A 26,249-nucleotide genomic window follows, 5' to 3' on the forward strand; every position below is an offset into this window, starting at 1 on the left:
AAGTGGTTGTCTGTACGGAGCTGACACCTCTGGCCTGCGCCGGGTGACTTTGTTTTTCCGTAACGAAGTGTGTTTGCATGTATCAGTATATGAAAATTTGTTTTTGAGAAAAGCGATGATGTGGTTTTTTATGACGGACATCCTTGTCCGTCACCCTACGGGCCGTTGCTATGCAACGTTGAAAAACGCTCCCGACGTTTTTTATGACGGACATCCTTGTCCGTCACCCTGCGGGCCGTTGCGTCGCGCATGTATAGGAACGGAAACGATGGAATGAGGAAAGCGAACGCCGCACGGGAGAAACCGTGCGGCGAGAAGGGGAAGCGTTAACGCTCAGCGCGTTTGTTCACCCAGACGTTGATCAGCATGGTGATGACCAGAATGCTGGCAACGACGCCCAGAGAAATCGCCACCGGAATATGGAAAATGTCGATGAGCATCATCTTGGTACCAATGAAGATCAGGATGACGGCCAGGCCATATTTCAACAGCGAGAAGCGTTCAGCCACGCCAGCCAGCAGGAAGTACATCGCACGCAGGCCCAGAATAGCGAACAGGTTTGACGTCAGTACGATAAAGGGATCGGTCGTGACGGCGAAAATAGCCGGGATACTGTCTACGGCGAAAATCACGTCGCTGATTTCAACCATAATCAGCACCAGAAACAGCGGCGTGGCATACAGGATGCCGTTACGACGGACGAAGAATTTTTCATTCTCGATGCTATCCGTCATGCGCAGACGGCTACGCAGCCAGCGCACCAGCGGCTTGTCGCCTATCGCGCCGCCATCTTCTTTCGCCAGCGCCATTTTGAGGCCGGTGAACAGCAGGAACGCGCCGAACACGTAGAGCAGCCACTGGAACTGCGTGACGAGCCAACTGCCGCCAAACACCATCAGCGTTCTGAGAACGATGGCACCCAACACGCCGTAAATCAGCACGCGACGTTGGTATTGCGGGGGAACGGCGAAGTAGCCGAATAGCATCAGCCAGACGAAGACGTTATCGACGGCAAGCGCTTTCTCGATTAAATAGCCGGTCAGGAAGGCCAGCGACTGGGCGTTGGCAACCTCGCGACCCATCGTGCCATCCAGATACCACCAGAAACCGGCGTTGAACAGCAGAGAGAGCGTGACCCAGATGATAGACCAGACGGCAGCCTGTTTGAACGTCATTACCGTCGACCCTTTGCGCCCTTGATAGAGCAGGTCGATGGCCAGCATCACTATAACAATGGCAGCGAAGCTGCCCCATAACCATGGCGTGCCGATGGTGTGCATAGCAAGATCCTTAAATAGAAACAAAAACGGCCAACATCGGAAGGACGCTGGCCGCTTGTTATTAAAGCTGCAAATGCACCTCGCCTTCCGGCAAGGTCTCACTTACAACATTAATGAAGCTGTCTCATCAAGGTTGCCCGGTAACCGGATGCGTAAAGCATCGTAATGACGATTGACCGGCGGAAAAGTTACTCCCCTTTGCCTGACAGAAGATAGGTGAAAAGATGATCCTGGTCAAATAATTATCGCTGTCTTACTCCGTATTTCCTGGCGTTGCGGCATCGGCAGGAAACACGACCCCGGTTTGGCGGCGAATTTCCGTCAGCAGCCCCGCAACGGTACGCGATCGTGCCAGTTCCGCATGGTTAATGTCGTTATCGTTTACCAGCGTGGCAAAGACCTCGGCTTCGTACAGCATGCTGTTGATATGCTGCGGTTGGGTGAGGTCCACCTGCTTGCCTTCACGCGGGATGAATTTTACGTTATGGCATTCGGACACTTTCTCAATCACCAGCGAACCGTCTTCCCCTTGAATTTCGCTAGGGATAGCGGAGTGGCTGACTTTGGAGTGGACGATGGTCACGTCGAAATCGCCGTAATTCAGGATGATGCTGCCATGTGCATCGACGCCGCTTTCCAGCAGTGTCGCGCTGGCCTGCGTGGTGCACGGTTCGCCCCACAGCGCCACGGCGAAGGCCAGACAGTAGTAGCCGATATCCATGATGGAACCGTTGGAGAACGCCGGATTGAACGTGTTGGGGTTCTCACCTGCCAGATAGAGCGGGTAGCGTGAGGAATACTGGCAGTAACTCAGCACCACTTTACGCAACCTGCCGACTTTCGGCAGTGCCTGCTGCACCACGTTAAAGTTAGGCAGACTGGCGGTTTTGAATGCCTCAAACAGCACAACTTGATTTTCTCTGGCGCAGGCTATCATTTGTTCGACTTCATAGCGGTTGGAAGCCAGCGGTTTTTCACAGATGACGTGCTTGCCGTGGCTCAGGAAAAGCAGCGCCTGTTCGCAATGCAGGGAATTCGGGCTGGCCAGATACACCGCGTCGATAAGGTCGGATTTCGCCATGGTTTCCAGTGAATCAAACAGCGTATCCACCATGTAATCCGCTTGAAACGGCTGCGCTTTTTCTGCCGTTCGTGAATAGATGGCGGTGAGCTTCAGTTTGCCGGTTTCATGAGCGGCATCAACAAACTGACGGGTGATCCAACTAGTTCCTACAATGGCGAAGCGAATCATAAGCGTTTGGTATCCTGGAGGCATGGGTGATGACTATGCAGATTATCACGGTGAAATGACAAGGCAACGTCAATCATTTCCCGTTCTGGCAGAGAAAAGCATTTACTGATGGGCTAATTTAAGGGATAAACAGCGCAAATTTTATGATGCAGGAGAGGCTAATGAGCCAACTCGAATTGGAAACGTGCAACCTGACGTTGGTGCGTTACCCTCAGGTCGCTGAAAACTCGGCGCTACAGGCGTGGGATGCCGCAGATGAATATCTGCTGCGTGAACTGGCTAACATGGAAATCGCGCCGGGTCCGCGCCTGATTTTCAATGATACGTTTGGTGCGCTGGCCTGCGGTTTACAGGCGCAATCGCCCGTCAGCATCAGTGACTCTTATCTCAGCCAACTGGCGACGCGACATAATCTGGAACTGAATGGTTATGCTGTCGATGCGGTAACCCTGTTGGATAGCATGGCGGAACTACCCGCTGCGCCCGCGCTGGTGGTGATAAAAATCCCCAAAACGATCGCGCTACTGGAACACCAGTTGAGAATGTTGCGCAAGGTCGTTACGCCGCAAACGCGCATCATCGCCGGGGCGAAAGCACGGGATATTCATACTTCTACGCTGCAACTGTTTGAACGCGTGATGGGGCCGACGAAAACCTCGCTGGCCTGGAAAAAAGCGCGTCTGGTTCACTGTGAGTGGGCGGAACTCAAAGTCAGTGAGCAGTCACTCACTACTGAGTGGGAGCTGGATGGTTACGGCTATCGCATTCAAAACCATGCTAACGTGTATTCGCGTAATGGGTTGGATATCGGCGCCCGTTTCTTTATGCAGCATTTGCCGGAACAGATAGACGGTAAGATCATCGATCTCGGCTGCGGTAATGGCGTCATTGGGCTGGCGGCGCTTGAAGCCAACCCAGAGGCCACCGTCGGCTTCTTTGATGAATCCTATATGGCGGTGGCATCAAGCCAAATCAACGTTGAAGTCAACCGCCCGCAGGATATCGAGCGCTGTAGCTTTGTGGTGAACCACGGATTGGCTCGCGTGAAACGCGATACGTTGCAGGCGGTGCTGTGTAATCCGCCTTTCCATCAACAGCAGGCAGTGACCGATGAAATTGCCTGGCAGATGTTTATGGATGCCCGCCGCTGCCTTCAGGTTGGTGGAGAGCTACGCATCGTGGGAAATCGCCATCTGGATTATTTCCACAAGTTGAAGCGTCTATTCGGTAACTGTGAAACCCTCGCCAGCAACACGAAGTTCGCTGTACTGCGTGCGGTTAAAACGGGGTCGTCCCGCTAAGCTGAATTTGTCTATACCCTAAATAATTCGAGTTTCAGGACAAAAACGGCAAGGCGTTTTTGAACAGCGCTTGCGCTGACCCCAAAGGGGTGATGCCATAAGGCCGAATAACGCGGCAAGCGAAGGACAAATTCGTCGGGAACGAATTTGACCAGCCAACGGCTGGCCTCCGGTGAGAGACAGGATGTCTCTCATTTAATCCCGATGAGCTTACTCAGGTAAGTGATTCGGGTGAGTGAACGCAGCCAACGCACATGCAACTTGAAGTATGACGGGTATAAATTATAGCGTTAACGCCAGCCGGGTAGCCTGATCGATCGCCCGGCGAGCGTCCAGCTCCTGCGCCACATCGGCACCGCCAATCAGATGAACGTGACATCCAGCAGCCAGTAAAGGGTCATACAGCTTACGGTTGGGTTCCTGACCAGCACAGATAATGATGCTATCCACTGGCAAACAGCGTGGTTGCTGGTCGTGGATGATGTGCAGTCCCTCATCATCAATATGGCGATATTCCACGCCGCCCAGCAGCGTGACGCCGTGGCGCAGCAGCGTAGTGCGGTGTATCCAACCTGTCGTTTTCCCCAGATTTTCACCGGGTTTACCGGTTTTCCGCTGTAATAACGTAATGTCCCGCTGGTGGGGAACCTCGCTAGGTTGATGAGGCAGCAGGCCACCCCGATGCTGTAGTTGTTTATCGATTCCCCATTCCGTATAAAAATCGCCATGCCCAGCCTGAGAAGACTGGGGATTAAGGTGATTATTCTTGTTCAAAAGATCATTCTTGCTCAAAAGATAGTGCGCGGTATCAAAACCGATACCGCCTGCGCCGATAATGGCTACCCGCTTGCCGACAGGCTTTTTGTCGCGCAGCACGTCCAGATAACTCAGCACGCTAGGGTGATCGATGCCTGTAATCGCGGGAGTACGCGGCACGATGCCACAGGCCAGAATAACGTCATCAAAACCGAGTAAATCGGCGGCGGTTGCCTGCGTGCTCAGGCGAAGCGTGACGCCAAACAATTCTAGCTGCCGACGGTAGTAGCGCAGCGTTTCATAAAATTCCGTTTTACCGGGTATCTGTTTGGCAATATTGAACTGTCCGCCGATATAGGAAGACGATTCAAACAGCGTGACATGATGGCCGCGTGCGGCGGCGTTGACGGCAAAAGCCATGCCGGCAGGCCCCGCGCCGACTACCGCAAAGCGTTTACCGACTCTGGCGGGTTGGATAGGCAGTTCGGTTTCGTGGCAGGCGCGTGGGTTGACCAGACAGGACGTGATTTTGCCAGCGAAAATCTGATCGAGGCAGGCCTGATTGCAGCCGATGCAGGTATTGATTTCATCGGCACGTCCCGATTGCGCCTTTTCCACCAGTTCTGCATCGGCGAGAAAAGGGCGGGCCATCGACACCATGTCGGCACAGCCTTCAGCCAACAGTTGTTCGGCCACGCCGGGATCGTTGATACGGTTGGTGGTAATCAGCGGGATGCGGACTTTCCCCATCAGCTTCTTCGTCACCCAGCCGAAGGCACCGCGCGGCACCAGCGTGGCGATAGTCGGAATTCGCGCTTCATGCCAGCCGATACCCGTATTGATGAGCGTCGCACCTGCTTGTTCAATCGCCTGCGCCAGTTGCACAATTTCTTGCCAGCTTGAGCCTTCTTCTATCAGGTCGAGCATGGATAAACGATAAATCAGAATAAAGTTCGGCCCTGTTCGCTCCCGCACGGCGCGAACAATCTCAAGCGCGAAGCGGCTACGGCGCTGGAAATCGCCGCCCCATTCGTCATCGCGATGGTTGGTGTGCGTCACCAAAAACTGATTAATCAGGTAGCCTTCCGACCCCATGATTTCCACGCCATCGTAACCGGCCTGCTGCGCCAGCGCGGCGCAACGGGCAAAGTCGTTGATGGTTTGCACAATATCCTGCGTACTCATTTCTCGTGGCGCAAAGCGGTTAATCGGTGCCTGAATAGACGATGGCGCGACTGGATCGGGCTGATAGCTGTAGCGTCCGGCGTGGAGAATTTGCAGCGCGATTTTTCCGCCCGCGTCGTGTACCGCCTGTGTCAGTACCTGATGATGTGCCAGCTGCGCCTCATCATGCAGGGTTGCGCCGCCCTTTGCGACAGCCCCTTTGGCGTTTGGCGCAATGCCGCCAGTAACAATCAGGCCAACGCCGCCCTGCGCCCGTTCGCGGTAAAATGCCGCCAGCCTTTCGGTGCCGTCCGGGTGTTCTTCCAGACCGGTATGCATAGATCCCATCACCACGCGGTTCTTTAACGTCGTGAAACCAAGATCGAGTGGGGAAAGCAGCGTGGGGTAGGCAGTCATTGCACTCTCCGGTGAAGTCAACTGGTCTGATGAGTCGTGATGTTCAATCTAGCGGTAATTGAGGGAGTTGTGAAATTTATGTTTATTTATTGTGATTGATGTCATTGCTAATCGTAGGGGGAACCGCGCAGAGGCAAGGGATTGTGCGCTGGAGTGTTTGTTGTCGGGTGCGTGTGACATTATAATCCGCGAGTTTATTGGGCAAAGGTATCGTTATGCGGGTGGAAGAGTTGGAATATCGGCTGGATAGCGCACTTCGGGCGTTAGAGCAAAGCGTTCAGCGTCAGCAGCAGACGTGGCGGCAGGAACATCAATCCCTCCAGCAGCAGTTGCTTCAGGTGAAAGAGCGTGATGCTTACCTTTGTGCTCAGATTGAACGGCTCTCTGCGCAGTTGAGCGCGATGGATAGTTCGCCGGAGCGCAATCCGCTGATTCAGAAAATGAAGATCATTCATGCCCATCTTGATGGGTTAGCACAAGACGCTAGCGCCTTTAGACGTTCACTGCGGTAATCGCGCCGCAGTATTAATACGATGTGTCGTTAATACTCTATTTCGTTAACGTAATGCTTCCGCTTCCTTACACAATTCCTCCTCATTCTCCATAATTGCCGCAAATGTGGAGCCGACACTTGCAGAGATTTACCCTTGCTCTAATTAACTGAAGGTGTCGGGCCTATACTTTCTCTCGTAGCACGGCACTCGCCGTCGACAAGTCAATTCAGAGAGAGGAATAGAATATGCGTAAACTCACTGCAATGCTGGTTGCTTCTTCTTTGGCATTGGGCGCGGCAGGTATCGCGCATGCTAATGACGCACCGAAAGGTCCTGGCCCGGAACACAAGATGATGATGAAAGAGGGTCGGGAGCATCGTGGCATGATGGGGCCGGATGCGATGTTTAAGGAGCTGAATTTGACGGAAGCGCAGAAACAGCAAATTAAAGACATCATGAAAGATTCCCGCGAGAAAATGCACAAAGCGATGCAGGATGACCGCCGCGATATGCATAGCCTGGTCGCCTCCGATACGTTTGATGCCGCAAAAGCCCAGGCACAGTTGGATAAAGCCGACGCCGCGCACAAGGCCAGAATGCTTAACGGACTGGAAACCAAAAACAAAATTTACAACGTTCTGACGCCAGAACAGAAGAAGCAGTACAACGACAACTTTGAAAAGCGACTGACTCAACCGCAAAAACCTGACGGCAAGCCCGTTCCTGCGGAATAACACGTTATTTCATGAATCGGCGCGATAGCTAAAATACCCAAGTCAGTAGACCACCGGATTGACGTATTACCTCACGGGTAATGCTTCGGTCCGGTGGTTTTTTTATTTATTTTCCCTCTCCCATCACACTGTGAGTAGGGAAATGATTAATGCTATTCTCACGCGGAGAGAGCAGATGAAATGATTGGACAGTGGGCGGTAAAGGACAGATGAATCACGATTTGACGTTGAAAACTATAAAATTCATGCCGTTTCTGTTTCTGACCACCCTGATAGTGAGTTGTCTGGGATTTCGGTTTCGGGTGTTAGATGAGCTATCGCTGTTTTGGCCCGCCAACATTCTGGTTTTTTGCCTCATGATTAGTTTCAGAGCCAGAAAAGGGACGATAAAAGGTAAAACGCTCTCTATCTGTATCGGTTTTTTGGTGGGTTATGCCGCGATGCTGTCGGCTGCGTTACTGATGGACAATAACTCACCGTTAAAAACCAAAGTGCTGTTATGTTTGTGCAATATGGTCTTTGTGGTGACGGCCTGGTGCGCTTTTTGCCTGCTGTGTCGGTTTACCGGAAAGTGGTCGACCTTTGAGAAATTCAGCAAATATTACGTCTATATTATTTTCGCTTCGACGTTTGTCGGCGCGTTCTTATCCGGCGTGGCGTATGGGTTCTATGCGTATGTCTATGATACGGGGAACCGCTATGCCGAGTTTATGGACTGGTTCAGCGAGCAACTGGGAACCGGCATTATCCTCGCGTTCTTTTTCCTGCGCGGTAAAGACATCCTGCGCGCGCTACGGAATATTCCGCTGTGCCCTAAGAACATCAGAGAAAATATCTTTCCCTTTCTGGTCTTCATCATTTTCTTATTAGTGAGCCTGCTTTTTCTCGATGCCAGCCTGATTACGTTGTCCGTTATTCCGCTTACGCTGTGTGCGTTCAATTACTCTTTCCCGATCATGTCGTTGCTCTGTGCGATTACCGGCGTAATACTGAATTATCTCTATATTAATCAGGTCGGTATACTCATCGATTCGAACTCCGAAGCGTACATTAATTCGTTTCTGACCACGGCGCGGCTGAATATCGCGATGCTAATTATGGCGATGTTAAGCGTCTCTCATTTTGTCTCGATGAACCGGCGACTGATTAAGATCATTGAAAGCGGCAGCCGGAAGGATGCGCTTACCAATACTTTCAATCGTCGGGCGTTTCTCAGCATGTCGAATGGGAAGCAGAGTGCGCCGGGGTATAAGAAAAAGCGCCAATTAACGCTGCTCTTTCTGGATATTGATTATTTTAAGCAGGTCAACGATACCTACGGCCATGCCTGCGGTGATGAACTGATCGCCAGCTTTGCCCGTATGCTGAGCACCACTATTCGGCCGAGCGACATTCTTTGCCGCTGGGGGGGTGAAGAGTTTGTCATTGCGGCTTATGACCTGACGGCTGAGCAATCTGAGGCGATGGCCGAAGCGCTGCGGCATCTTACTGAATCCACGGCGCTTACGCTGTCCGATGGGCGGGAAATCCATTTTACGACCAGTATTGGTGTTGCCGTGTTTGCCCAGTATGAGGGCGGTAATATTTACGATCTGATCGGGCTGGCGGACGAGCAATTGTATAAAGCGAAGGCGCAGGGGCGTAATCGTGTCTGTCTGCGTCTGGTCGAGGAGGCTTGAATCTTCCCTTGACCTTCCCCTTACTGGAACGTCTACCCTCAAAACGTACTGTGACTGATTGAGGGGTTGTGATGAAGAAAGTCCATTTGTTATTAACGGCAGCGTTGCTGGTTCCGTTTCTCTCGTTTGCGGCCGACAGCGCGCATAGCGGCCATGGTTCTGCAAACGACGCGTCGTCCTCCCAGCAGGCGTATAAGAAAGGGATGGATGCGATGCATAGCGAGATGATGGAAGGGATGCAATCCAGCGACCCTGATATTGCTTTCGCCAAAGGGATGATTGCCCACCACCGTGGCGCGATTGATATGGCGAAGACGGAGTTGCAATACGGCAAAGATCCGGAATTGCGCAAGCTGGCGGAAGAGATTATTAAAGCGCAACAGCCAGAGATCGACCAAATGGAAGCCTGGCTGAAGAAGCAGGGCAAATAGTCCATTTTCCGATGGCGCTTCTTCTGAGAGGCGTCATTTTGCTTTTATAACGCCGTGAATTGGGCGGCTTTGCCTGATTGGTAAAAATTTAGTGACTGTTTTCACAGAATAAAACGTGGAGATAGCTTTCTCCGCGTTAACTTGTTAGAAAACAGGAAAGGACGTCACCAGAATCTTCTGGGCGAGACCTGGATAAAGCAGCGTATAGCACGCTGCTTTATCCAGGTTTTTTTTTGCTTATTTTCCAGCTGGCCAGCGGACAACAAGCGGGATGACGTGTATCAGGCAGTTGCAGCCATTGACGAAACGGGAAGTCATTATGAATAGCAAAGTGCTCGCTGAAAATATTCTGGAGTTAGTCGGAGGAGAAACCAACGTTTCTACTCTGGTGCATTGTGCAACACGCTTGCGCTTTAAGATTGTTGATCACGGTAAAGTGGATGTGGCTGCGCTTGAGGCGCTGGATGGCGTCATTACGGTCATCAATGCTTCAGGGCAATTGCAGGTGGTGATCGGGAATCGGGTGCCGGAGGTGTACCGCGCTTTTGGTTCGATCTCCAGGTTGCTGGAGGACGGCGACGGGAAACGCCAGACGGCGGAAAGTGAGGCATCAACGTCTGCGATGGGACGGCTGATTGATCTGGTTGCTGGGATCTTTACCCCATTGCTGGGGGCGATGGCGGCAGCGGGGGTGCTGAAAGGGGCGTTGTCTATTGTGATTGCGCTCGGGTGGCTGAATACCAAAGAAAGTACCTATGTCATCCTGCACGCGGCGTCTGACAGCCTGTTCTACTTCCTGCCGATGCTGTTGGCGATTACCGCCGCGCGTAAATTCGAAACCAACATTTTTGTGGCCGTGTCGGTTGCTGGCGCACTGGTTTACCCCACGATTCAGGGGTTGTTCGACGCCGGTCAGCCCGTGACGTTTTTCGGTCTGCCCGTTGTGATGATGAAGTACACCTCCTCGGTGATCCCGATTATCTTCAGCGTGTGGCTGATGTCATATATCGAGCGTTTCCTGAATCGCCATATTCACGAAAGCGTGCGCAATATCCTGACGCCGTTCTTCCTGCTGGTGCTGATGGTGCCCCTCACGCTGATGACCATCGGGCCGATTGGCATTTCAGCCAGTAAGCTCATTGCGTCGGTATTCGTCAGTATCTATGAATTCAATCCTATTCTTGCCGGGGCGTTGATGGCGGCGTCATGGCAAATCTTGGTGATTTTTGGCGTTCACTGGGGATTTGTGACCGTGTTCATCAACGATCTCTCTGTCATGGGGCACAGCTACCTTAAAGCAGCCTCCAGCCCGTCGGTCTTTGCCCAGTCTGGCGCACTGCTGGGCGTTATGGTGCGTACCAAAGATAAAAAGCTCAAAGCGCTGGCGGGTAGTACGTTTATCGCATCGCTGTTTGGCATCACGGAACCCGGTGTTTACGGCGTGACGCTGAAGCTGAAAAAACCGTTTATCTGCGCGGTGATCGCCGCTGCAATCGGGGGCGCTATCGTCGGTTATGCGAAAAGCTCTGCGGTTTCTATGGGGATGCCCGGCTTGCTGACGCTGCCGATTTTCTACGGCGAAGGTTTTGTTGGGTTCCTCATCGGTTGCGCTATCGCCTTCGCGGTGAGTTTTGTACTGACCATCATTGTTGGGTTTGACGATCCCGTAACGCCTGCTGAAAAAGCGCCAGTGCCAACGCACTCTCCAGCAGCGACACCTGCTGCGCCTGTATCACGTCAGAACGCGAATGCTGTGCCTCTGGCGCTGAAAGACGCACCTGAAACGGCTGAACAACTGGGGTCGCCAGCAAAAGGTGAACTGATCTCGCTGGAAGAGGTAAATGACAAGGTGTTCTCTTCCGGCGTCGTCGGGCAGGGTGTCGCCATTCTGCCGCAGGAAGGGCGCATCTATTCGCCGGTGGACGGCGTGATTGCCAGCACGTTCGCCAGCGGCCATGCCGTCGGTATTCTTTCGCAGGGCGGTGCGGAGATTCTGATCCATGTCGGCATCAACACGGTACAGCTGGAAGGCCAGCATTATCAGATGCACGTTACAGAAGGCGACAAGGTGCAAAAAGGCCAACTGCTGCTGGAGTTTGATTTGGAAGCAATCCAGAAGGCGGGCTACGATACCGTGACGCCAATGGTTATTACGAATGCGGAAGAATATCGCGTATTCAGCCTTGGCGCGGCACGTCAGCAGCAGGCCGGAGAGACGGTCATCGCGCTGGCGTAATCGGTAAGTTAAGTCGAGGTGCTAATGAGTCAGTCTATTGCCAATTTTCAGTTGATGGCCAAGCCTTCAGGGTCCGTGTGCAATATCGATTGCTCATACTGTTTTTATCTGGAAAAGGAACATCTGTATCCCGAGCGCAAAAGTCGCTGGAAGATGGATGGTGATACGCTGGAAAACTATGTGCGCAAGAATATCAGTAGCCAGCAGGCACCCGTCGTTGATTTCCCGTGGCAGGGGGGCGAACCGACGCTATTGGGCATCGATTTCTTCCGTGAAGCGGTACGGCTACAGAACCAATATCGTGGCACCAAGCAGATCAATAACTTCTTTCAGACCAATGGCACCAATATTGATGACGACTGGGCGCGTTTCCTGAAAGAGAACCAGTTTCTGGTGGGGTTGTCGATTGACGGTGACCGTATCAGCAATGATGCGCATCGCCTTACGCGAGCAGGGAAAAGTACCTTTGACGACGTAATGAAAGGGCTGGAGGCACTGAAGCGTCATCGGGTCGAGTTTAATACCCTGACGGTGGTGAATGCGGAAAACGTGAAACGCCCGCTGGATGTCTACCAGTTTCTTAAACGCATCGGCAGCCGCTACATGCAGTTCATTCCGCTGGTGGAGCGTCGCGCGGCTCAGCCGGATGACAACGGACTGGTGCTGATTCAACCGGACTTTTCGGGCCAGTGCAGCGTGACGGAGTGGTCAGTGCCCGCCAAAGCGTATGGCCGTTTCCTGAATACGATCTTTGACCATTGGGTTCAACACGATCTGGGCAATGTGTTTGTCATGAACTTCGAACAAACGCTGACCAAAATGACCGGGCAGCTTAGCGCCTGCATCATCAATGAAACCTGCGGCGGCAATCTGATTGTTGAAGCGAATGGCGACGTGTATTCCTGCGACCATTTTGTTTATCCCGAAAATAAGCTCGGCAATATTAATCAGGACGATCTGACGTCGCTGGTGAATTCGCCACAAAACCTCGCCTTTGGCGAAAATAAGCGAAAAAACATCAGCAAAGATTGCCTGAATTGCGAAGTGAAAGCGGTTTGTCATGGTGGCTGCCCGAAGCATCGGTTTGAAATTTCCAGCGATGGGCGACCGAATAAAAACTATTTCTGTGATGGTTTTAAAACGCACCTATTTCATGTTTTACCACGCATGAATGCCTTGCTCTCTCAATTGGGACGCCAGGAATCGATGAAGAAAATAAGAAGGAATATAAAAGCAGAGTTTTATTAACCGATGCCGAATACTCTTCGAGCGCTCTGGGAAGGGATGGCATAAAAGGAAGAACGATGAAAAAAAACAGACTTCTGGCCGCGATTACGCTGGCCTGTATGCAAGCAGCGGGTGTACAGGCCGCGGCGAGGGCTTCTCCTGCCACGGCTGCGCCGTCGGCGGGTGGAAAGCAGCCAAACGTGGTTTATATCATTCTTGACGATCAGCGTTACGACGCGTTCGGCTTCCTGAATTCAGCTATTCACACGCCGAATATGGATAGCATCGCCAGAGAAGGGACGTATTTTAAGAACGCGTTCGTGACGACTTCACTGTGCTCCCCTAGTCGTGCCAGCATCCTGACGGGGATGTACGTGCATAATCATGGGGTATCGGATAACAATCCGTCCGATCTCTCTCATCTGAATTACTTCCCGGAACTGCTGCGCGACAACGGCTATCAGACCGGTTTCTTTGGCAAATGGCATTTCGGCGGCGCGGATAAAACGGCCACGAAAGGTTTCGCTGGCTTCGATCGCTGGGTAGGGCTGCTGGGGCAAGGCAGCTATTATCCAATTGATAACTATGGTAAGCCGACCCTGCTCAATATTGATGGCAAGATGGTGCCGCAAAAAGGCTACATCACCGATGAGCTAACGGACTACGCCGTGGACTGGCTGAATACGCTCGATAAGAAAAAGCCGTTCATGATGTATCTGTCGCATAAAGGCGTGCACTCCGATTTCCTGCCTGCCAAGCGCCACCGTGGCAGCATGAAAGAGGTGACCTTCCCCGTGCCGGATACCTATGCCGATACGCCGGAAAACTATGCTGGCAAGCCGATGTGGGTGAAGAACCAGCGCAACAGCTGGCACGGCGTGGATTACCCCTACAACACGGATATGGATCTTCAGCAGTACCAGCGTGACTACTATGAAACGCTGCGCTCGGTGGATGACAGCGTAGGGCGCGTGCGTGACTGGCTGCAAAAACAGGGGCTGGATAAAAACACCATTATCATGGTGATGGGGGATAACGGCTTTATGTTCGGTGAACATGGGCTGATCGATAAGCGTAATGCCTATGAAGAGTCGATCCGCGTGCCGCTGATTGCCTCGGGGCCGGGTTTCGCCAAAGACAAAGTGGTAGAAGATATCGTCAGAAACATCGACGTGGCACCAACCATTCTGGAAGCCGCCGGTGTTGCCGCACCACAGCATTATGACGGGCAAAGCTTCTGGCGTCTGGGGTTGGATGGTTATACCGTGCCGAAGCGCAAAGATTACTTCGTCTATGAATACTTCTGGGAATACAGCTTCCCGCAGACGCCAACCACGTTTGCGATCCGGACGCCGGAATACAAATACATCCAATACTACGGCGTGTGGGATAAAGAAGAACTCTACGACATGCAGAACGATCGGGAAGAAAAACACAACCTGATCGACTCTACCGATGAGAAGATCGTGAATGTCAAAATCGCGCTGCGCAAAAAGCTGTATGAAGAGCTGAAGGATCGGCAGGGGAAAAACGTGATCCCGTATAACCAGCGTACAGGGCAAGGGCAGGTTTATCGTCATGAGGGGGGGGGCGAGCAGTTAGCGCCGTTCCCGCGCGAATGGCTGAAAGGGTACAACCACGAGGAGATTCTCGCTGGGTTTATCCCCGATCAGGTCGGCAAAGAAGCGAAGGTGAAAGCCTCGAACGACGCGGTGAAAAAGAGCGAACCGCTGCTGAAAGAATTAATGGATAAATAATCCAGTGCAATAAATCAGACGGCGATGTATGAACACGCCGTCTAATTTTTTCTATCGTTTGATTTTCTACCTGATTACAACGACTTCCCGTTGCTGTTAATCACATCCTGATACCAGTAGAAGCTGTCTTTTCGCCGACGTTCCAGCGTGCCTTTGCCTTCATCATCGCGATCGACATGAATAAAGCCGTAGCGTTTTGACATCTGTGCCGTACCCGCACTGACCAGATCGATCGGCCCCCAACTGGTGTAGCCCAGCAGCTCAACGCCATCGTCAATGGATTCACGTACCTGAATCAGATGGCGACGCAGGTAATCAATGCGGTAGCTGTCGTGAATGCTGCCGTCCTCTTCCACCACGTCGCGTGCACCCAGCCCGTTTTCCACGATGAACAGTGGCTTCTGATAGCGGTCATACAGCTCATTCAGCAGGAAGCGCAGGCCTTCGGGGTCGATCTGCCAGCCCCATTCGGACGCTTCAAGGTGCGGGTTAGGAATCAGACGGATGATATTGCCGCGTGAAGATTGATATTTTTCCGGTTCGAAGGTCGCACAGCCGCTCATGTAATAGCTGAACGAGACAAAGTCCACGGTGTGGCTCAGATCGTCTTTGTCTTGTGCGGTAATGGTGAGTTCGACGCCATTTTCCCGGAAATAGCGCTGAATCCAGGCCGGATAGGTGCCGCGCACCTGGACATCACCGAAGAACAACCATTCACGGTTCTTGCTCTGCGCTTCCAGCACATCTTTCGGGTGGCAGGTCATGGGATAGCGCACCGCGCCCAGCAGCATGTTGCCAATTTTGGCATCGGGGATGATCTCGTGGCAGGCTTTTACCGCGCGTGCGCTGGCAACCAACTGGTGGTGGATAGCCTGATAAATCTCTTGCTTCGTAGGCTCGCCGCTCAGCCCGATGCCCGTAAAAGGTGAGTGCAGCGCCATGTTGATTTCATTGAAGGTCAGCCAGTGCTTCACTTTGTCTTTGTAGCGGCTGAAAACGGTACGCGCATACTTCTCAAAATGGTCGATGACGGCACGGTTGCCCCAGCCTCCCAGCTTTTTCACCAGGCCGTACGGCATTTCATAGTGCGACAGCGTAATCAGCGGCTGAATCTGATGCTTTGCCATTTCATCGAACAGGCGATCGTAGAAGGCCAAACCGGCTTCGCAAGGCTCTGCTTCGTCGCCCTCGGGATAAATGCGCGTCCAGGCGATGGAGGTGCGCAACACCTTGAACCCCATTTCGGCGAACAGCTGAATATCCTGCGGGTATTGATGATAAAAATCGATGGCCCGATCTTTGATGCAGCTAATGTGCTCATCGCGCTCTGTCACCGGACCGTGCACGCCCTTTAGCTGAAGATCGGAGGTGGATACGCCTTTACCGTCTTCATTCCATGCGCCTTCGACCTGGTTTGCTGCGACTGAACCGCCCCATAAAAATCCGTCGGGGAATGCTTTCATGGTATTTCTCCTTATCGTTTTCTACATCATTACGCTGCGCCGGACGCTGGTTCCGCTCAGGGAACTACCGGATGACAGGCAAAAAAAAACTTGGGCAGAAGAGAGTAGTGCTACTCACCTCTGCCCAAGTCTCGCCCGCCATTGGCGGTAACGTCTTGTTAGTACACTATACAATCCTGAATCTCTGCGGCAATGCCCCCGTTTGGTTATGTGACTTCGGTCACGACATCTCTGCTGACGCCACATTGGCACAGGGCGGGATGCGATAGCGGAAAGGGTAGGGGCATTTGGGGTCTTATCCTTGCGTATAAAATCGCTGTATATAAAAAAACATAGCGATTGTGGGATAATGCCGTCCGGTGCCTGACGTCATATTAAGGAGAAAAATAGCGTGCATCTGTATATGTTTTATCTGGGAGGCAATGCTGGGAAGTCCAATATCGAAGTTCATGATATCCAGTTTGTCGCGGCTGAGAAGCCAGAGGAAGCCTGGCCTGCACTCCGGGAGGCGTGGTTTGGCGATCCTGATAAAGTGCATATTGATGGATATGCTCGGATCACATGGGCTGATGGTTACAGCGTGACCCTTTCTGAGACGCGACCAACGGACGGTAATCGGCTCTTTTTTGTCAACGCGGGGGCTTATCACCCGTCAACATTGTCAGAGCTGCACGCGTTCGATCTCTTTGTGGCGAAGACGGCGCAAGAAGCGAAATCGAAAGGATTGGCATCACTGCTAAATGGTGCGCTACACCAGCATAAAGACAACCTCAAGGACGTAGATGACTGCCTGCTGCTTGAGAAAATCGGCGGTCTGTATATCCATCTGACCCCTTGTGCAACGGGTGTGCCATTCACACCAGAATGGCAGGGCTATCAACCCATCGGTCTCTGATTACCGCATCTTGCCTGTCCTTTCATGAAGCCGGTAGAACGTGCTGTGATGGCATACCGGCTTTTCCTCATCGACGTGCATCGCTGAAGCAGCAGATGAACCAGAAGTGAACGGCTGCCCTCCGATTCTGCACCACCGTGATGCAGCTACGCGGTAAAAAATGCCTAGCTTCCCCTCTCCTACGTTATATCTGGCTGTGCATAACGCTGGCACGCAACTTGCTTCTCAACCTTATAGCGATTCCGTCGCTTTGCCTCAACGGTGAGCAAAGCCTCGGTCAGGACAATGGCGTCCACACAATCATGCTTTTCGCATCAAGGCGAGAGCAGGGTTCTGTGGACGTTTTTTTATGGCGTGCCATCCCTGGCCGCCACCCTTATGGGCCGTTGCTAACGCAACGTTAAAAATTTCTCCCAGAAATTTTTTATGCCTGAATTTGCCCGGTGCAGCCCTTATTTTGCTCGGCTGTTGCAACTCAGTCCTTACGGGAGTCAGTCATGGATGCCAAATCCTCAGCGTGTGTAAAGAGTGTTTGCCCTTACTGTGGGGTCGGTTGTGGTGTGGTGATGGAAGTAAAAGATAATCGTGTGATCAAGGTATCAGGTGACAAGATGCATCCCACCAACTTTGGTCGATTGTGTACCAAGGGCAACACCAGCGGTCAGGCTCTTGCTGAATCAGGACGGCTGGAGAATGCCTACCTGCGGGCAGATCGTCAGCACGAGTCGGTCAGGGTTGATATGGGGAAAGCCATCAAGGAAACCGCGCGACGGTTACGGGCTATTATTGATGCCTACGGCCCGGATGCGGTGTCGCTTTACGTCTCCGGTCAGATGTCGCTGGAATCTCAATATCTGGCGAATAAACTCGTTAAGGGGTTTATCGGTACGAATAACATAGAGTCAAACTCCCGTCTTTGTATGGCCAGTGCGGGTAGCGGTTACAAGCTCTCTTTGGGATCGGACGGGCCGCCGGGCTCCTATCAAGACTTTGACCACGCTGATGTCTTTTTCGTCATTGGCGCGAACATGGCCGACTGTCACCCGATCCTTTTCCTGCGCATGATGGACCGCGTTAAGGCAGGGGCTAAGCTCATCGTGGTTGACCCACGGCGTAATGCTACGGCGGACAAAGCGAACCTGTTCCTGCAAATCAAACCCGGTACGGATTTGGCTCTGCTCAACGGTCTGCTGTATCTGCTTGTCCAGAATGGACACACCGATCCCGCTTTTATCGCCGAGTTCACCGAAGGGTGGGAGGCGATGCCTGAATTCCTTGAAGACTATCCCCCAGAGAAAGTCGCGGAGATCACCGGGCTGCCAGAGGCGGACATCCGCAAGGCGGCGGAGTGGATTGGTACGGCGGCGGAGTGGATGAGTTGCTGGACGATGGGGCTTAACCAAAGCACGCATGGCACCTGGAATACTAATGCGATCTGCAACCTGCATTTAGCCACTGGCGCGATTTGCCGTACGGGAAGCGGCCCGTTTTCCCTGACGGGGCAGCCCAATGCGATGGGCGGGCGTGAGATAGGCTATATGGGGATGGGATTGCCGGGGCAACGTTCTGTGCTGGTGGAGAAAGATCGGGCGGCCATTGAGGCACTCTGGGGTGTTCCTGCTGGAACGCTGCGCACGGATCTCGGTGGCGGCACCGTCGCCATGTTTGAAGACATGATGGCGGGCAAGATCAAAGCGTGCTGGATCATTTGTACGAATCCGGTGGCTACGGTTCCCAACCGCAAGAATGTGATCGCGGGGCTGCAAGCCGCCGAACTGGTTATCACACAAGATGCGTTTCTCGATACCGAGACCAACCGCTACACCGATATCCTGCTGCCCGGCGCACTGTGGGCTGAGGCTGAAGGCGTGATGATTAACTCCGAGCGAAATTTGACGCTGATGCAAAAGGCCGTTGAACCGCCCGGTGAAGCGATGGCCGATTGGCAAATCATCGCCAAAGTGGCTTGCGAGATGGGCTATGAGCAAGGGTTTAGCTACGGTTCGGCATCCGAGGTGTTTGAAGAAATCAAACAGTTCTGGAACCCGAAGACGGGATACGACATTCGTGGCGCCAGCTATGAACGCTTACGGCAGGCTCCCTTACAGTGGCCCTGTCCTCCTGAGGATAACCAAGATCGTCACCCCATTCGCTACCTCAATGACGGCGTGAGCCAGACGCGTAAAGACCTGCCGAACGGCACCCAGCCACGCCTCGTTTTTGCGACTGAAAGCGGTAAAGGAATATTCCTCCCCCGACCGCATATGTCGCCCGCCGAAATGCCGGATGGCGATTTTCAGTTTGTGCTGAATACCGGTCGCTTGCAGCACCAGTGGCACACGATGACGAAAACCGGAAAGATTCCAACGCTCAACAAGCTCAATCCAGGGCCTTTTATCGAAGTGCATCCCGAAGATGCCATTGCGCTCGGTATTCAGGATAAGGATCGTGTGGAAGTCCGGTCGCGTCGTGGGCGTGCGGTACTCCCCGCCGTGGTGAACAATCGGGTTCGTCCCGGTAACTGCTTTGCTCCCTTTCACTGGAATGACGTTTTTGGTGACGATCTGGCGATTAACGCCGTCACCAGCGATGCCATTGATCCGATTTCCCAGCAGCCTGAATTCAAGATTTCTGCGGTGGCGCTGACGCGGATCGCTGAACCCTCAGCGCTTATTTCTCTTGAGCGGGAGAGCCGCCCAACAGCTGTTCCTGTATCGGAACTGGCCGAGGCGAGTACGCCGAAAAACGACATCAAGGAACTCGACATGAAACACATTGATGCGCTGGCCACGCTACTTGGTCTTGATGCCGCGCCGGCGATGACACTCAGCGCGCCCGAACAACACTATCTGCAAGGTTATATTGCGGCTTTGCGTACTGATGCATCAAGACTGACTGGTGGCGTGCCTGTCCTGCCCGCCACGGCACCACTGGAACCCTCCAGACGCCTGATGCTCGACGGCATGCTGGCGGGGCTTTTTGCCCGCACCTGGCTACCCAGTGACGGTATAACGTTACTACCCGCTTCTTCTCCCAATGTGGTGGCTGCAACCGTGCCATCACAACCCCCTATTTTGATTTTATGGGCGTCGTCGACCGGCAATGCGGAAAGTTTCGCGGCACAGTGCGCCGAACGTCTGAAGATTGAAGGGCATACCGTCACCCTGTCCGATATGGACAGCTTCAACAGTACCAATCTGCCTGCAATGCCGCGTGTGCTCTTCATCGCCAGCACGTTTGGCGACGGCGACCCTCCCGACAATGGCACCAATTTCTGGATGGCATTAGAGGCGGAGACTGCACCCAGACTGGCGGACGTGTCGTTCTCCGTGCTGGCATTCGGTGATTCAAACTACGATCAATTTTGCGGTTTTGGCCGCCGGCTCGATGCACGGCTGGAGGCGCTGGGCGCGCAGCGTCTGTCAGCACGAATCGACTGTGAGCCTGACTATCAGGATGCGGCGAAAGCCTGGTTAGACAGCATGGTCAACGCTCTCGCGGGAGCGCATACGCCAATGGCAAGCAAGGTTGCTACGCCCGCGACGGCGGTGCTGGCTGACGGAAATGAAGCATGCACGACGGCACCTGCGGCTTCGCTGCCTACCTTTAGTCGAAATGCGCCTCTGCCTGCATGCCTTGTCATCAATCAGTTGCTTAATGCGCCGGGAGCGGAAAAAGAGACCCGGCAATTCGCCTTTGATATTTCAGACAGCAATGTGAGCTACGAAGCAGGGGATGCGCTTGGTATCTGGCCGATTAACAGCCCTGAACTGGTGAGCGATATGCTTTCTGCCCTCAAACTCTCGCCTTCTACCGTCGTGGCCGTCAAAGATAAGGGCGACATGGCGCTTGCTGAGGCGTTATCCCAGCATTTCGAGATTGCCCGTATCACGCCGGAGATCTTGCAGTTTGTCAGCGCACGCTCGGGCGCCCCTGCGCTGGCCGACCTGCTGAAAGAGGAACGTAAAGAAGAACTCAAACAGTGGCTGTGGGGACGGCAGATTGTCGATTTGCTACAGGATTTTCCGATACAGGTTCAGGCTGACGAATGGTTGTGCGTGCTTAAACGTATGCAGCCGCGTTTGTACTCGATTTCGTCCAGCCCGAAAGTCACGCCGCACCAGATCCATCTGACCGTGTCGACGGTGCGCTATGGTGCTGAGGGCAAACCGCGCGGCGGCGTGTGTTCAACGTTTCTGGCTGACCGCGCAGCAGGGTCGGTTGCCGTGCCTATCTTCATCCAAAAAACAGCTCATTTTCGTATGCCGAAAAACCCAGAGATGCCAATCATCATGGTTGGGGCAGGCACGGGTATCGCACCTTTCCGGGCTTTTTTGCAAGAGCGTCGGGCGACAGGAGCACAAGGTAAAAACTGGCTATTCTTTGGCGAGCAGCGTGCCGCGACCGACTTTTACTATCGTGAGGAGTTGGAGAAACTACAACGCGAGGGTTACCTGCATCGGTTTGATACGGCTTTTTCGCGTGACCAACGTGAGAAAATTTATGTTCAGCACCGTATGTGTGAGCAGGGGGCTGAGCTATGGCGCTGGTTAGAGAAGGGCGCGCATTTCTACGTGTGTGGTGATGCCAGCCGCATGGCGAAAGACGTTGATTCGGCGCTTCGGCAGGTTGTGCAGGTTCACGGGAACATGAGCCGTGAAGATGCGGCGGCCTATATTGCCAAAATGGCACAGGACAAACGCTATGTCCGCGATGTGTACTGAGTTTGCCAGTGGCTTTTGCTGGTATCAGGCGCACCGCCTGATGTGTGACGTCCTTTCTAAGGTTGATGCGTTAGGTGTTTTACCACCTAACGCAACTGATGATGCGGTGATTACGCTTTCGTTTTCAGCGCCTTGATTACGGCTTCGCCAAGCGCTTGAGCGGATGCTGGGTTCTGGCCGGTGATCAACCGCCCGTCAACGACGACTTTATTTTCGAAGATTGGGGCTTCTTCGAATGTTGCACCATCTTTTTTCAGCGCCGCTTCAAGTTCAAACGGCACAATCTTGTCGTAATTACGGGATGCTTCTTCTTCCGCAGTAAAGCCGGTAAGGTGACGGCCTTTAATCAACAGTTCGCCATTGCTGAGCTTCACATTCAGCAAGCCAGCTGGGCCGTGGCAAACGGCACTGATGATGTCATTTTTCTCGTACATCGTACGCACGATGTTGATCAACTCAGGATTGTTGACGAAATCCCACATCGGCCCGTGTCCACCAACGAGCAGGATCGCGGTGTATTTAGCAGGATCAACTTTTGCCAGCGGGATGGAATTGGCCAATTTGTTGCGGTGCTCTGGGTTAGTCCAAAAATCCAGACTCGCGCGATCTTTGAGATCGAACCCGTCAAACGGAGGCAACCCTCCTTTCGGGCTGGCGATATCATAATCCAGTCCGGCTTTATCGAAGACTTCAACCGGGTGGGTCAGTTCTGGAAACCAGAACCCGCCAACCAGCTCCGGCGTCTTTTTATCCAGACTGGAGACGACGATTAATACTTTCTCTTCTTTCAGATTGGTCTGAGCAAAAACAGGGGAGGCTGCGGCAAACACAGCCATCGCGGCGATAAGACCAGCACAGCGCTTTATTATTGACATAAAAAACTCCTTTTAGCAGGTGGGGTCTGCCGACTATATCTGTGATAACTGGTTGAAAATAGGGGGTAATAACGGGATGTATTGTTTAATAAATCGATGTAATAACTTTTTATTGGCGTGAGAAAATGTCGTAAAGTGCGTTTAATGATCCTGGTATCGCATGACGATGAGGAACCCTGATGGGGCAATCTGATAGCTTTGATGGACTGGCAGAATTTCTGGCGATAGCGAAACGATTGAGCATTCGCAAAGCCGCGCTCGATCTGGGCAAGACGCCGGGTTCGGTGAGTCTGTCGCTCCAGAAACTGGAGCATCGCCTCGGCGTGCTACTTTTCCATCGCACGACACGCAAAATGGCATTGACGGAAGCAGGAGAAGACCTGCTGCTGAGAATTGGGCCCGCGGCACACGTTATCGCAACGGGTTTTGAAGATGTGGCTCAATCGGCAAAAAAGCCCTCGGGGACGTTGAAGCTGATCGTAGAACGTTTGGCATTGCCTCATGTTATCGAGCCCCTCATACCTGCATTTCGTCAGGCGTGGCCGAATTTGAATATCGATATCACGGTGAGTAATCGTCACGATAATTTCGTCTCTGAAGGCTACGATGCTGGCATCATGATCGGTTCATACATCGAACAGGATATGATTGCAGTACGGCTCTCCCCGCCATTTAAGTGGGCGATATTTGGTTCGCCAGACTATTTCAAAGCGAACGGTAAGCCTAAAGCGACGTGCGATCTGGTGCATCACGAATGTATTCGCTTTCGTCGCCCAGAAAAGGGAGATATTTATCGGTGGGAGTTTGTCGAAAATAAAGAAAGTGTAAGAGTTGAGCCGACCGGTACAATTACCGTGAACGATGGTGAGCTCATGCGTAGCCTCGCGGTCAGGGGCGTTGGGCTTATTTACTCATCCACCTTCCATACCTCACGCGAACTGGCAAATGGCACGCTGGAAGCGGCGTTACTCGACCTCTCGCCGGGCAACGACGGCCTCTTTCTTTATTTCTCCAGAGCTGCGAGGAATCAACCCAAATTGCGTGCGTTTATCGACGTGTGTTCGCAGATAATTAAGACGTGAATGCGTCTACCCTAATAGTTTCGCTGTGAAAATAACTCTGCAAAGCTCCTCCCTTTTCAGTGGTATGTACTTCAATAGCGGTAAATATCACAATACCGCTCAGTAAGTAGGTTAAAATTTTGCTAATTAATCTATTTCTGGTCTTTATGGTAAATAATTCTGTTTTTTATAGTGTATTTTCCTGAAAAGTGGAAATTGATAACAGCACATCAGAAAAACAACAGGTATGATGAGCATGGCGCTTGGCGGGGGATGTTTGGAGGCAGATAAAATATATGAATCATTGATTACCGTAATGGTTAGATAGAGTAAAAGTTGTTGCTGATGGTTATCTGGAGGTATAATTTTTTACACTCTATCCTGCTAAAATACTTTGATAATTTTTGCAAAACGTGAATTCACTCTAATGACAACATCGAATCCTCATCTTTCACACCCAAAATATCGCCCTGACATTGACGGATTAAGAGCTGTTGCTGTTCTTTCTGTTGTGGCTTTCCACGCCTTTCCTGCCTGGATGAAAGGCGGTTTTATTGGTGTCGATATCTTTTTTGTAATTTCTGGTTTTTTGATTTCCACCATTATTTTCGAGAATTTAGATAAGGGAACCTTCAGTTTTTCAGAGTTCTATGCACGTCGTATCAAGCGGATATTTCCTGCCTTGTTACTCGTGTTATCGGTTTCTCTTGTCTTTGGCTGGTTTGCTTTACTTGCTGATGAGTATAAGCAATTAGGCAAGCATACTATGGCGGGGGTTGGCTTTGTTTCCAACCTCGTGCTCTGGGGCGAATCTGGCTATTTTGATAATGCTGCAGAAACTAAGCCACTTTTGCATTTGTGGAGCTTAGGTATAGAGGAACAATTCTATTTTCTCTGGCCTTTGCTGTGTTGGTTTTTTTGGAGAATTAATTTTCGCCGAATTGCGTTACTACTTAGTTTTATTTTGGCTTCTTTTTTTCTGAATATTTATATGATAAGGAGCGATGGAATCGCAACGTTTTACTCTCCATTGACCCGATTCTGGGAACTGTTGTTCGGTAGTTTATTGGCGTTTATCGTTCTTTATCACAAGAGTTTTGTCGATAGGTTTCAAAAAAATCAGTTTGTGATAAATGGCTTTTCGTTATTTGGTTTTTTGGTCTTGGGTTTTGGTTTTTTATCCATCAATAAAGATGCATACTTTCCTGGCTTTTGGGCTCTAATTCCCGTTATTGGTGCTGTTTTAATCATTTTTTCCGGCCCTAATGCGATGCTCAATCGTTTGTTTTTGAGCAATAAGATAATAGTTTGGTTTGGTTTAATCAGTTTCCCTTTGTATCTATGGCACTGGCCGTTATTGACCTTTTTGAGAATTGTAGAGAGGGGCTCGCCAGATCGTTTGTTGCGATTAGCGGCTATTTTTTTATCGATCTTGTTAGCCTGGCTTACGTATAAATTTATTGAAGGAAAAATAAGAAAATCAAAGGGATATAAATTTGTTAGTACGTTGGTTCTTTTAAGTTTTGTACTATTTTTATCCGGTTCTGCTGTTTTTTATAAAGATGGATTTGCAGAACGCAAGGCTGTGACAACGAGTGATTTTACCAAAGAGGTTCAGTATCAGTTTATGGGACCAATATGGGCCTATACAAAGAATGATATTTGCCTGTCTGAATACCCTTATAAAGATCAGGAGAAGATTGCTTGGTGGTTCTGCATGAAGAGTGGGACTAAGCCTCCAACTATTCTTCTTTTGGGTAATAGCTATGCAAACCAGCTTTATCCTGGGTTCGCTAAAAATGAAAAACTGAAACACCATACCATCCTTTCTATAGGAACGTGTGGGGTTGGTTTTGACAGTTCTGGGGACGATCCGAGACATCCTTGCTATGGCTCCAGGGTAACAGAGCAGGAAAATTTTATTGATGACATTATCAAGAGAGTAGCCTCCATAAAATTTGTTATCTTGGATGGTTTGTCACTAGAACCATCGAGTGACTATATTGCCAAAGTGATTCAGCGTATCGACTTTCTTGAAAGTCAGGGTGTGAAGGTCATTATTTTTACGCCACATATAAGACCGGGTTTTCATCCAAAGGCCTGCTTTAAGTCGCCCCTTAAACAGCATCCAAAGGATTGCTTGGTTTCCTCTGATGTTCGGAGTTCCATTCTGAAAGATTTCAACCCGCTGCTCGTGGCGGTTAATAAAACCCACCCCGGTGTGCTTGTTTTTGAACAAAATGACGTATCCTGTGATCGAAAGGACGGTAAATGTTCTTATGTTAGAAACGGCCTTCCATTATATCGTGACGAAGGCCATACCTCAGAATATGCTTCGCTGCTGCTTCAGGAATACTTTATTAAATGGGCATCGAGCCATGTTCCAGCGATTCTCGACTCAGCGCCCGCTGACAATTAAGAGTGTGAGTACATCTATTTTAGTTTCACGCTTGTCTTGAGGTAGTCAGCTTTTCGGCTGGTATTTTCCAGTACTAGCCTATTC

Annotated in this window: 17 protein-coding genes; 12 read left to right on the plus strand and 5 right to left on the minus strand. The window is 51.6% G+C overall.

The features are described from left to right. Positions 1 to 326 precede the first annotated feature (326 nt). Both BUB06_RS05880 and BUB06_RS05885 read right to left on the minus strand, forming a co-directional pair. The gene (locus BUB06_RS05880) at positions 327 to 1,280 is read right to left on the minus strand and encodes a TerC family protein (protein WP_010282967.1); all 954 of its coding nucleotides are present in this window, start codon (positions 1,278 to 1,280) and stop codon (positions 327 to 329) included. A gap of 253 nt (positions 1,281 to 1,533) precedes the next feature. Next, positions 1,534 to 2,532 carry a Gfo/Idh/MocA family protein gene (locus BUB06_RS05885; protein ID WP_039470634.1) on the minus strand — a complete coding sequence of 333 codons (999 nt, stop codon included), beginning with the start codon at positions 2,530 to 2,532 and terminating at the stop codon, positions 1,534 to 1,536. Between the two features lie 161 nt (positions 2,533 to 2,693). Between BUB06_RS05885 and rlmG the strand changes: the two genes are divergently transcribed. Then, positions 2,694 to 3,833, plus strand: coding sequence for a 23S rRNA (guanine(1835)-N(2))-methyltransferase RlmG (gene rlmG, locus BUB06_RS05890; protein ID WP_010298879.1), 1,140 nt, complete (start codon positions 2,694 to 2,696; stop codon positions 3,831 to 3,833). A gap of 282 nt (positions 3,834 to 4,115) precedes the next feature. On the opposite strand, the gene BUB06_RS05895 is transcribed toward rlmG, so the two are convergent. Beyond that, positions 4,116 to 6,170 (minus strand): NADPH-dependent 2,4-dienoyl-CoA reductase, encoded by a 2,055-nt coding sequence (locus BUB06_RS05895; protein WP_039470641.1) that lies wholly within the window; start codon positions 6,168 to 6,170, stop codon positions 4,116 to 4,118. Positions 6,171 to 6,385: 215 nt separating this feature from the next. Here BUB06_RS05895 and BUB06_RS05900 point away from each other — a divergent pair, with 215 nt between their 5' ends. The 7 genes from BUB06_RS05900 to BUB06_RS05930 all read left to right on the plus strand — a co-directional run bounded on the left by BUB06_RS05900 (position 6,386) and on the right by BUB06_RS05930 (position 14,728). Then, complete coding sequence (locus BUB06_RS05900; protein WP_039470643.1) at positions 6,386 to 6,682, plus strand: hypothetical protein; 297 nt, start codon at positions 6,386 to 6,388, stop codon at positions 6,680 to 6,682. A gap of 227 nt (positions 6,683 to 6,909) precedes the next feature. Beyond that, positions 6,910 to 7,398, plus strand: a complete 489-nt coding sequence (gene spy, locus BUB06_RS05905) for an ATP-independent periplasmic protein-refolding chaperone Spy (RefSeq protein ID WP_010298884.1) — start codon at positions 6,910 to 6,912, stop codon at positions 7,396 to 7,398. A gap of 209 nt (positions 7,399 to 7,607) precedes the next feature. Further along, the gene (locus BUB06_RS05910; protein ID WP_039471027.1) at positions 7,608 to 9,077 is read left to right on the plus strand and encodes a GGDEF domain-containing protein; all 1,470 of its coding nucleotides are present in this window, start codon (positions 7,608 to 7,610) and stop codon (positions 9,075 to 9,077) included. 71 nt (positions 9,078 to 9,148) lie between these two features. Further along, positions 9,149 to 9,508 (plus strand): CopM family metallochaperone, encoded by a 360-nt coding sequence (gene copM / locus BUB06_RS05915; RefSeq protein WP_010298889.1) that lies wholly within the window; start codon positions 9,149 to 9,151, stop codon positions 9,506 to 9,508. A 319-nt stretch (positions 9,509 to 9,827) separates the two neighbouring features. Further along, positions 9,828 to 11,744: a beta-glucoside-specific PTS transporter subunit IIABC gene (locus BUB06_RS05920; protein WP_039470661.1), complete on the plus strand. Its 1,917-nt coding sequence runs from the start codon at positions 9,828 to 9,830 to the stop codon at positions 11,742 to 11,744. A gap of 24 nt (positions 11,745 to 11,768) precedes the next feature. After that, positions 11,769 to 12,992: an anaerobic sulfatase maturase gene (locus BUB06_RS05925; RefSeq protein WP_039470662.1), complete on the plus strand. Its 1,224-nt coding sequence runs from the start codon at positions 11,769 to 11,771 to the stop codon at positions 12,990 to 12,992. 56 nt (positions 12,993 to 13,048) lie between these two features. Then, positions 13,049 to 14,728, plus strand: a complete 1,680-nt coding sequence (locus BUB06_RS05930) for a sulfatase family protein (RefSeq protein ID WP_039470663.1) — start codon at positions 13,049 to 13,051, stop codon at positions 14,726 to 14,728. 74 nt (positions 14,729 to 14,802) lie between these two features. On the opposite strand, the gene BUB06_RS05935 is transcribed toward BUB06_RS05930, so the two are convergent. Further along, the gene (locus BUB06_RS05935; protein ID WP_039470664.1) at positions 14,803 to 16,191 is read right to left on the minus strand and encodes a glycoside hydrolase family 1 protein; all 1,389 of its coding nucleotides are present in this window, start codon (positions 16,189 to 16,191) and stop codon (positions 14,803 to 14,805) included. A 391-nt stretch (positions 16,192 to 16,582) separates the two neighbouring features. Here BUB06_RS05935 and BUB06_RS05945 point away from each other — a divergent pair, with 391 nt between their 5' ends. Together BUB06_RS05945 and BUB06_RS05950 are read left to right on the plus strand one after the other, a co-directional pair. Beyond that, positions 16,583 to 17,086 (plus strand): DUF1543 domain-containing protein, encoded by a 504-nt coding sequence (locus BUB06_RS05945; protein WP_039470671.1) that lies wholly within the window; start codon positions 16,583 to 16,585, stop codon positions 17,084 to 17,086. Between the two features lie 497 nt (positions 17,087 to 17,583). Then, complete coding sequence (locus tag BUB06_RS05950) at positions 17,584 to 21,810, plus strand: sulfite reductase subunit alpha (protein WP_039470672.1); 4,227 nt, start codon at positions 17,584 to 17,586, stop codon at positions 21,808 to 21,810. Positions 21,811 to 21,920: 110 nt separating this feature from the next. On the opposite strand, the gene BUB06_RS05955 is transcribed toward BUB06_RS05950, so the two are convergent. Continuing rightward, a complete protein-coding gene (locus BUB06_RS05955) occupies positions 21,921 to 22,685 on the minus strand; it encodes a type 1 glutamine amidotransferase domain-containing protein (protein WP_039470674.1) in 765 nt (254 codons plus the stop codon). 179 nt (positions 22,686 to 22,864) lie between these two features. Between BUB06_RS05955 and BUB06_RS05960 the strand changes: the two genes are divergently transcribed. After that, entirely contained in the window at positions 22,865 to 23,767 is a 903-nt protein-coding gene (locus BUB06_RS05960; RefSeq protein ID WP_039470676.1) for a LysR family transcriptional regulator, read from the plus strand. Positions 23,768 to 24,173: 406 nt separating this feature from the next. Beyond that, on the plus strand, positions 24,174 to 26,165 hold the full coding sequence (locus BUB06_RS05965; protein WP_039470678.1) for an acyltransferase family protein: 1,992 nt from the start codon (positions 24,174 to 24,176) through the stop codon (positions 26,163 to 26,165). Positions 26,166 to 26,249: the final 84 nt, after the last annotated feature.

Origin of the sequence: Pectobacterium carotovorum (assembly GCF_900129615.1) — a bacterium.
Lineage (GTDB): Bacteria > Pseudomonadota > Gammaproteobacteria > Enterobacterales > Enterobacteriaceae > Pectobacterium > Pectobacterium carotovorum.

Coding starts and splice junctions, on each gene's coding strand:
- BUB06_RS05935 (WP_039470664.1), bottom strand. CDS start 16,191: ATGAAAGCATTCCCCGACGGATTTTTATGGGGCGGTTCAGTCGCAGCA.
- BUB06_RS05960 (WP_039470676.1), top strand. CDS start 22,865: ATGGGGCAATCTGATAGCTTTGATGGACTGGCAGAATTTCTGGCGATA.
- BUB06_RS05900 (WP_039470643.1), top strand. CDS start 6,386: ATGCGGGTGGAAGAGTTGGAATATCGGCTGGATAGCGCACTTCGGGCG.
- BUB06_RS05895 (WP_039470641.1), bottom strand. CDS start 6,170: ATGACTGCCTACCCCACGCTGCTTTCCCCACTCGATCTTGGTTTCACG.
- BUB06_RS05880 (WP_010282967.1), bottom strand. CDS start 1,280: ATGCACACCATCGGCACGCCATGGTTATGGGGCAGCTTCGCTGCCATT.
- BUB06_RS05885 (WP_039470634.1), bottom strand. CDS start 2,532: ATGATTCGCTTCGCCATTGTAGGAACTAGTTGGATCACCCGTCAGTTT.
- BUB06_RS05910 (WP_039471027.1), top strand. CDS start 7,608: ATGAATCACGATTTGACGTTGAAAACTATAAAATTCATGCCGTTTCTG.
- BUB06_RS05930 (WP_039470663.1), top strand. CDS start 13,049: ATGAAAAAAAACAGACTTCTGGCCGCGATTACGCTGGCCTGTATGCAA.
- copM (WP_010298889.1), top strand. CDS start 9,149: ATGAAGAAAGTCCATTTGTTATTAACGGCAGCGTTGCTGGTTCCGTTT.
- BUB06_RS05955 (WP_039470674.1), bottom strand. CDS start 22,685: ATGTCAATAATAAAGCGCTGTGCTGGTCTTATCGCCGCGATGGCTGTG.
- BUB06_RS05925 (WP_039470662.1), top strand. CDS start 11,769: ATGAGTCAGTCTATTGCCAATTTTCAGTTGATGGCCAAGCCTTCAGGG.
- BUB06_RS05950 (WP_039470672.1), top strand. CDS start 17,584: ATGGATGCCAAATCCTCAGCGTGTGTAAAGAGTGTTTGCCCTTACTGT.
- BUB06_RS05920 (WP_039470661.1), top strand. CDS start 9,828: ATGAATAGCAAAGTGCTCGCTGAAAATATTCTGGAGTTAGTCGGAGGA.
- spy (WP_010298884.1), top strand. CDS start 6,910: ATGCGTAAACTCACTGCAATGCTGGTTGCTTCTTCTTTGGCATTGGGC.
- BUB06_RS05965 (WP_039470678.1), top strand. CDS start 24,174: ATGACAACATCGAATCCTCATCTTTCACACCCAAAATATCGCCCTGAC.
- rlmG (WP_010298879.1), top strand. CDS start 2,694: ATGAGCCAACTCGAATTGGAAACGTGCAACCTGACGTTGGTGCGTTAC.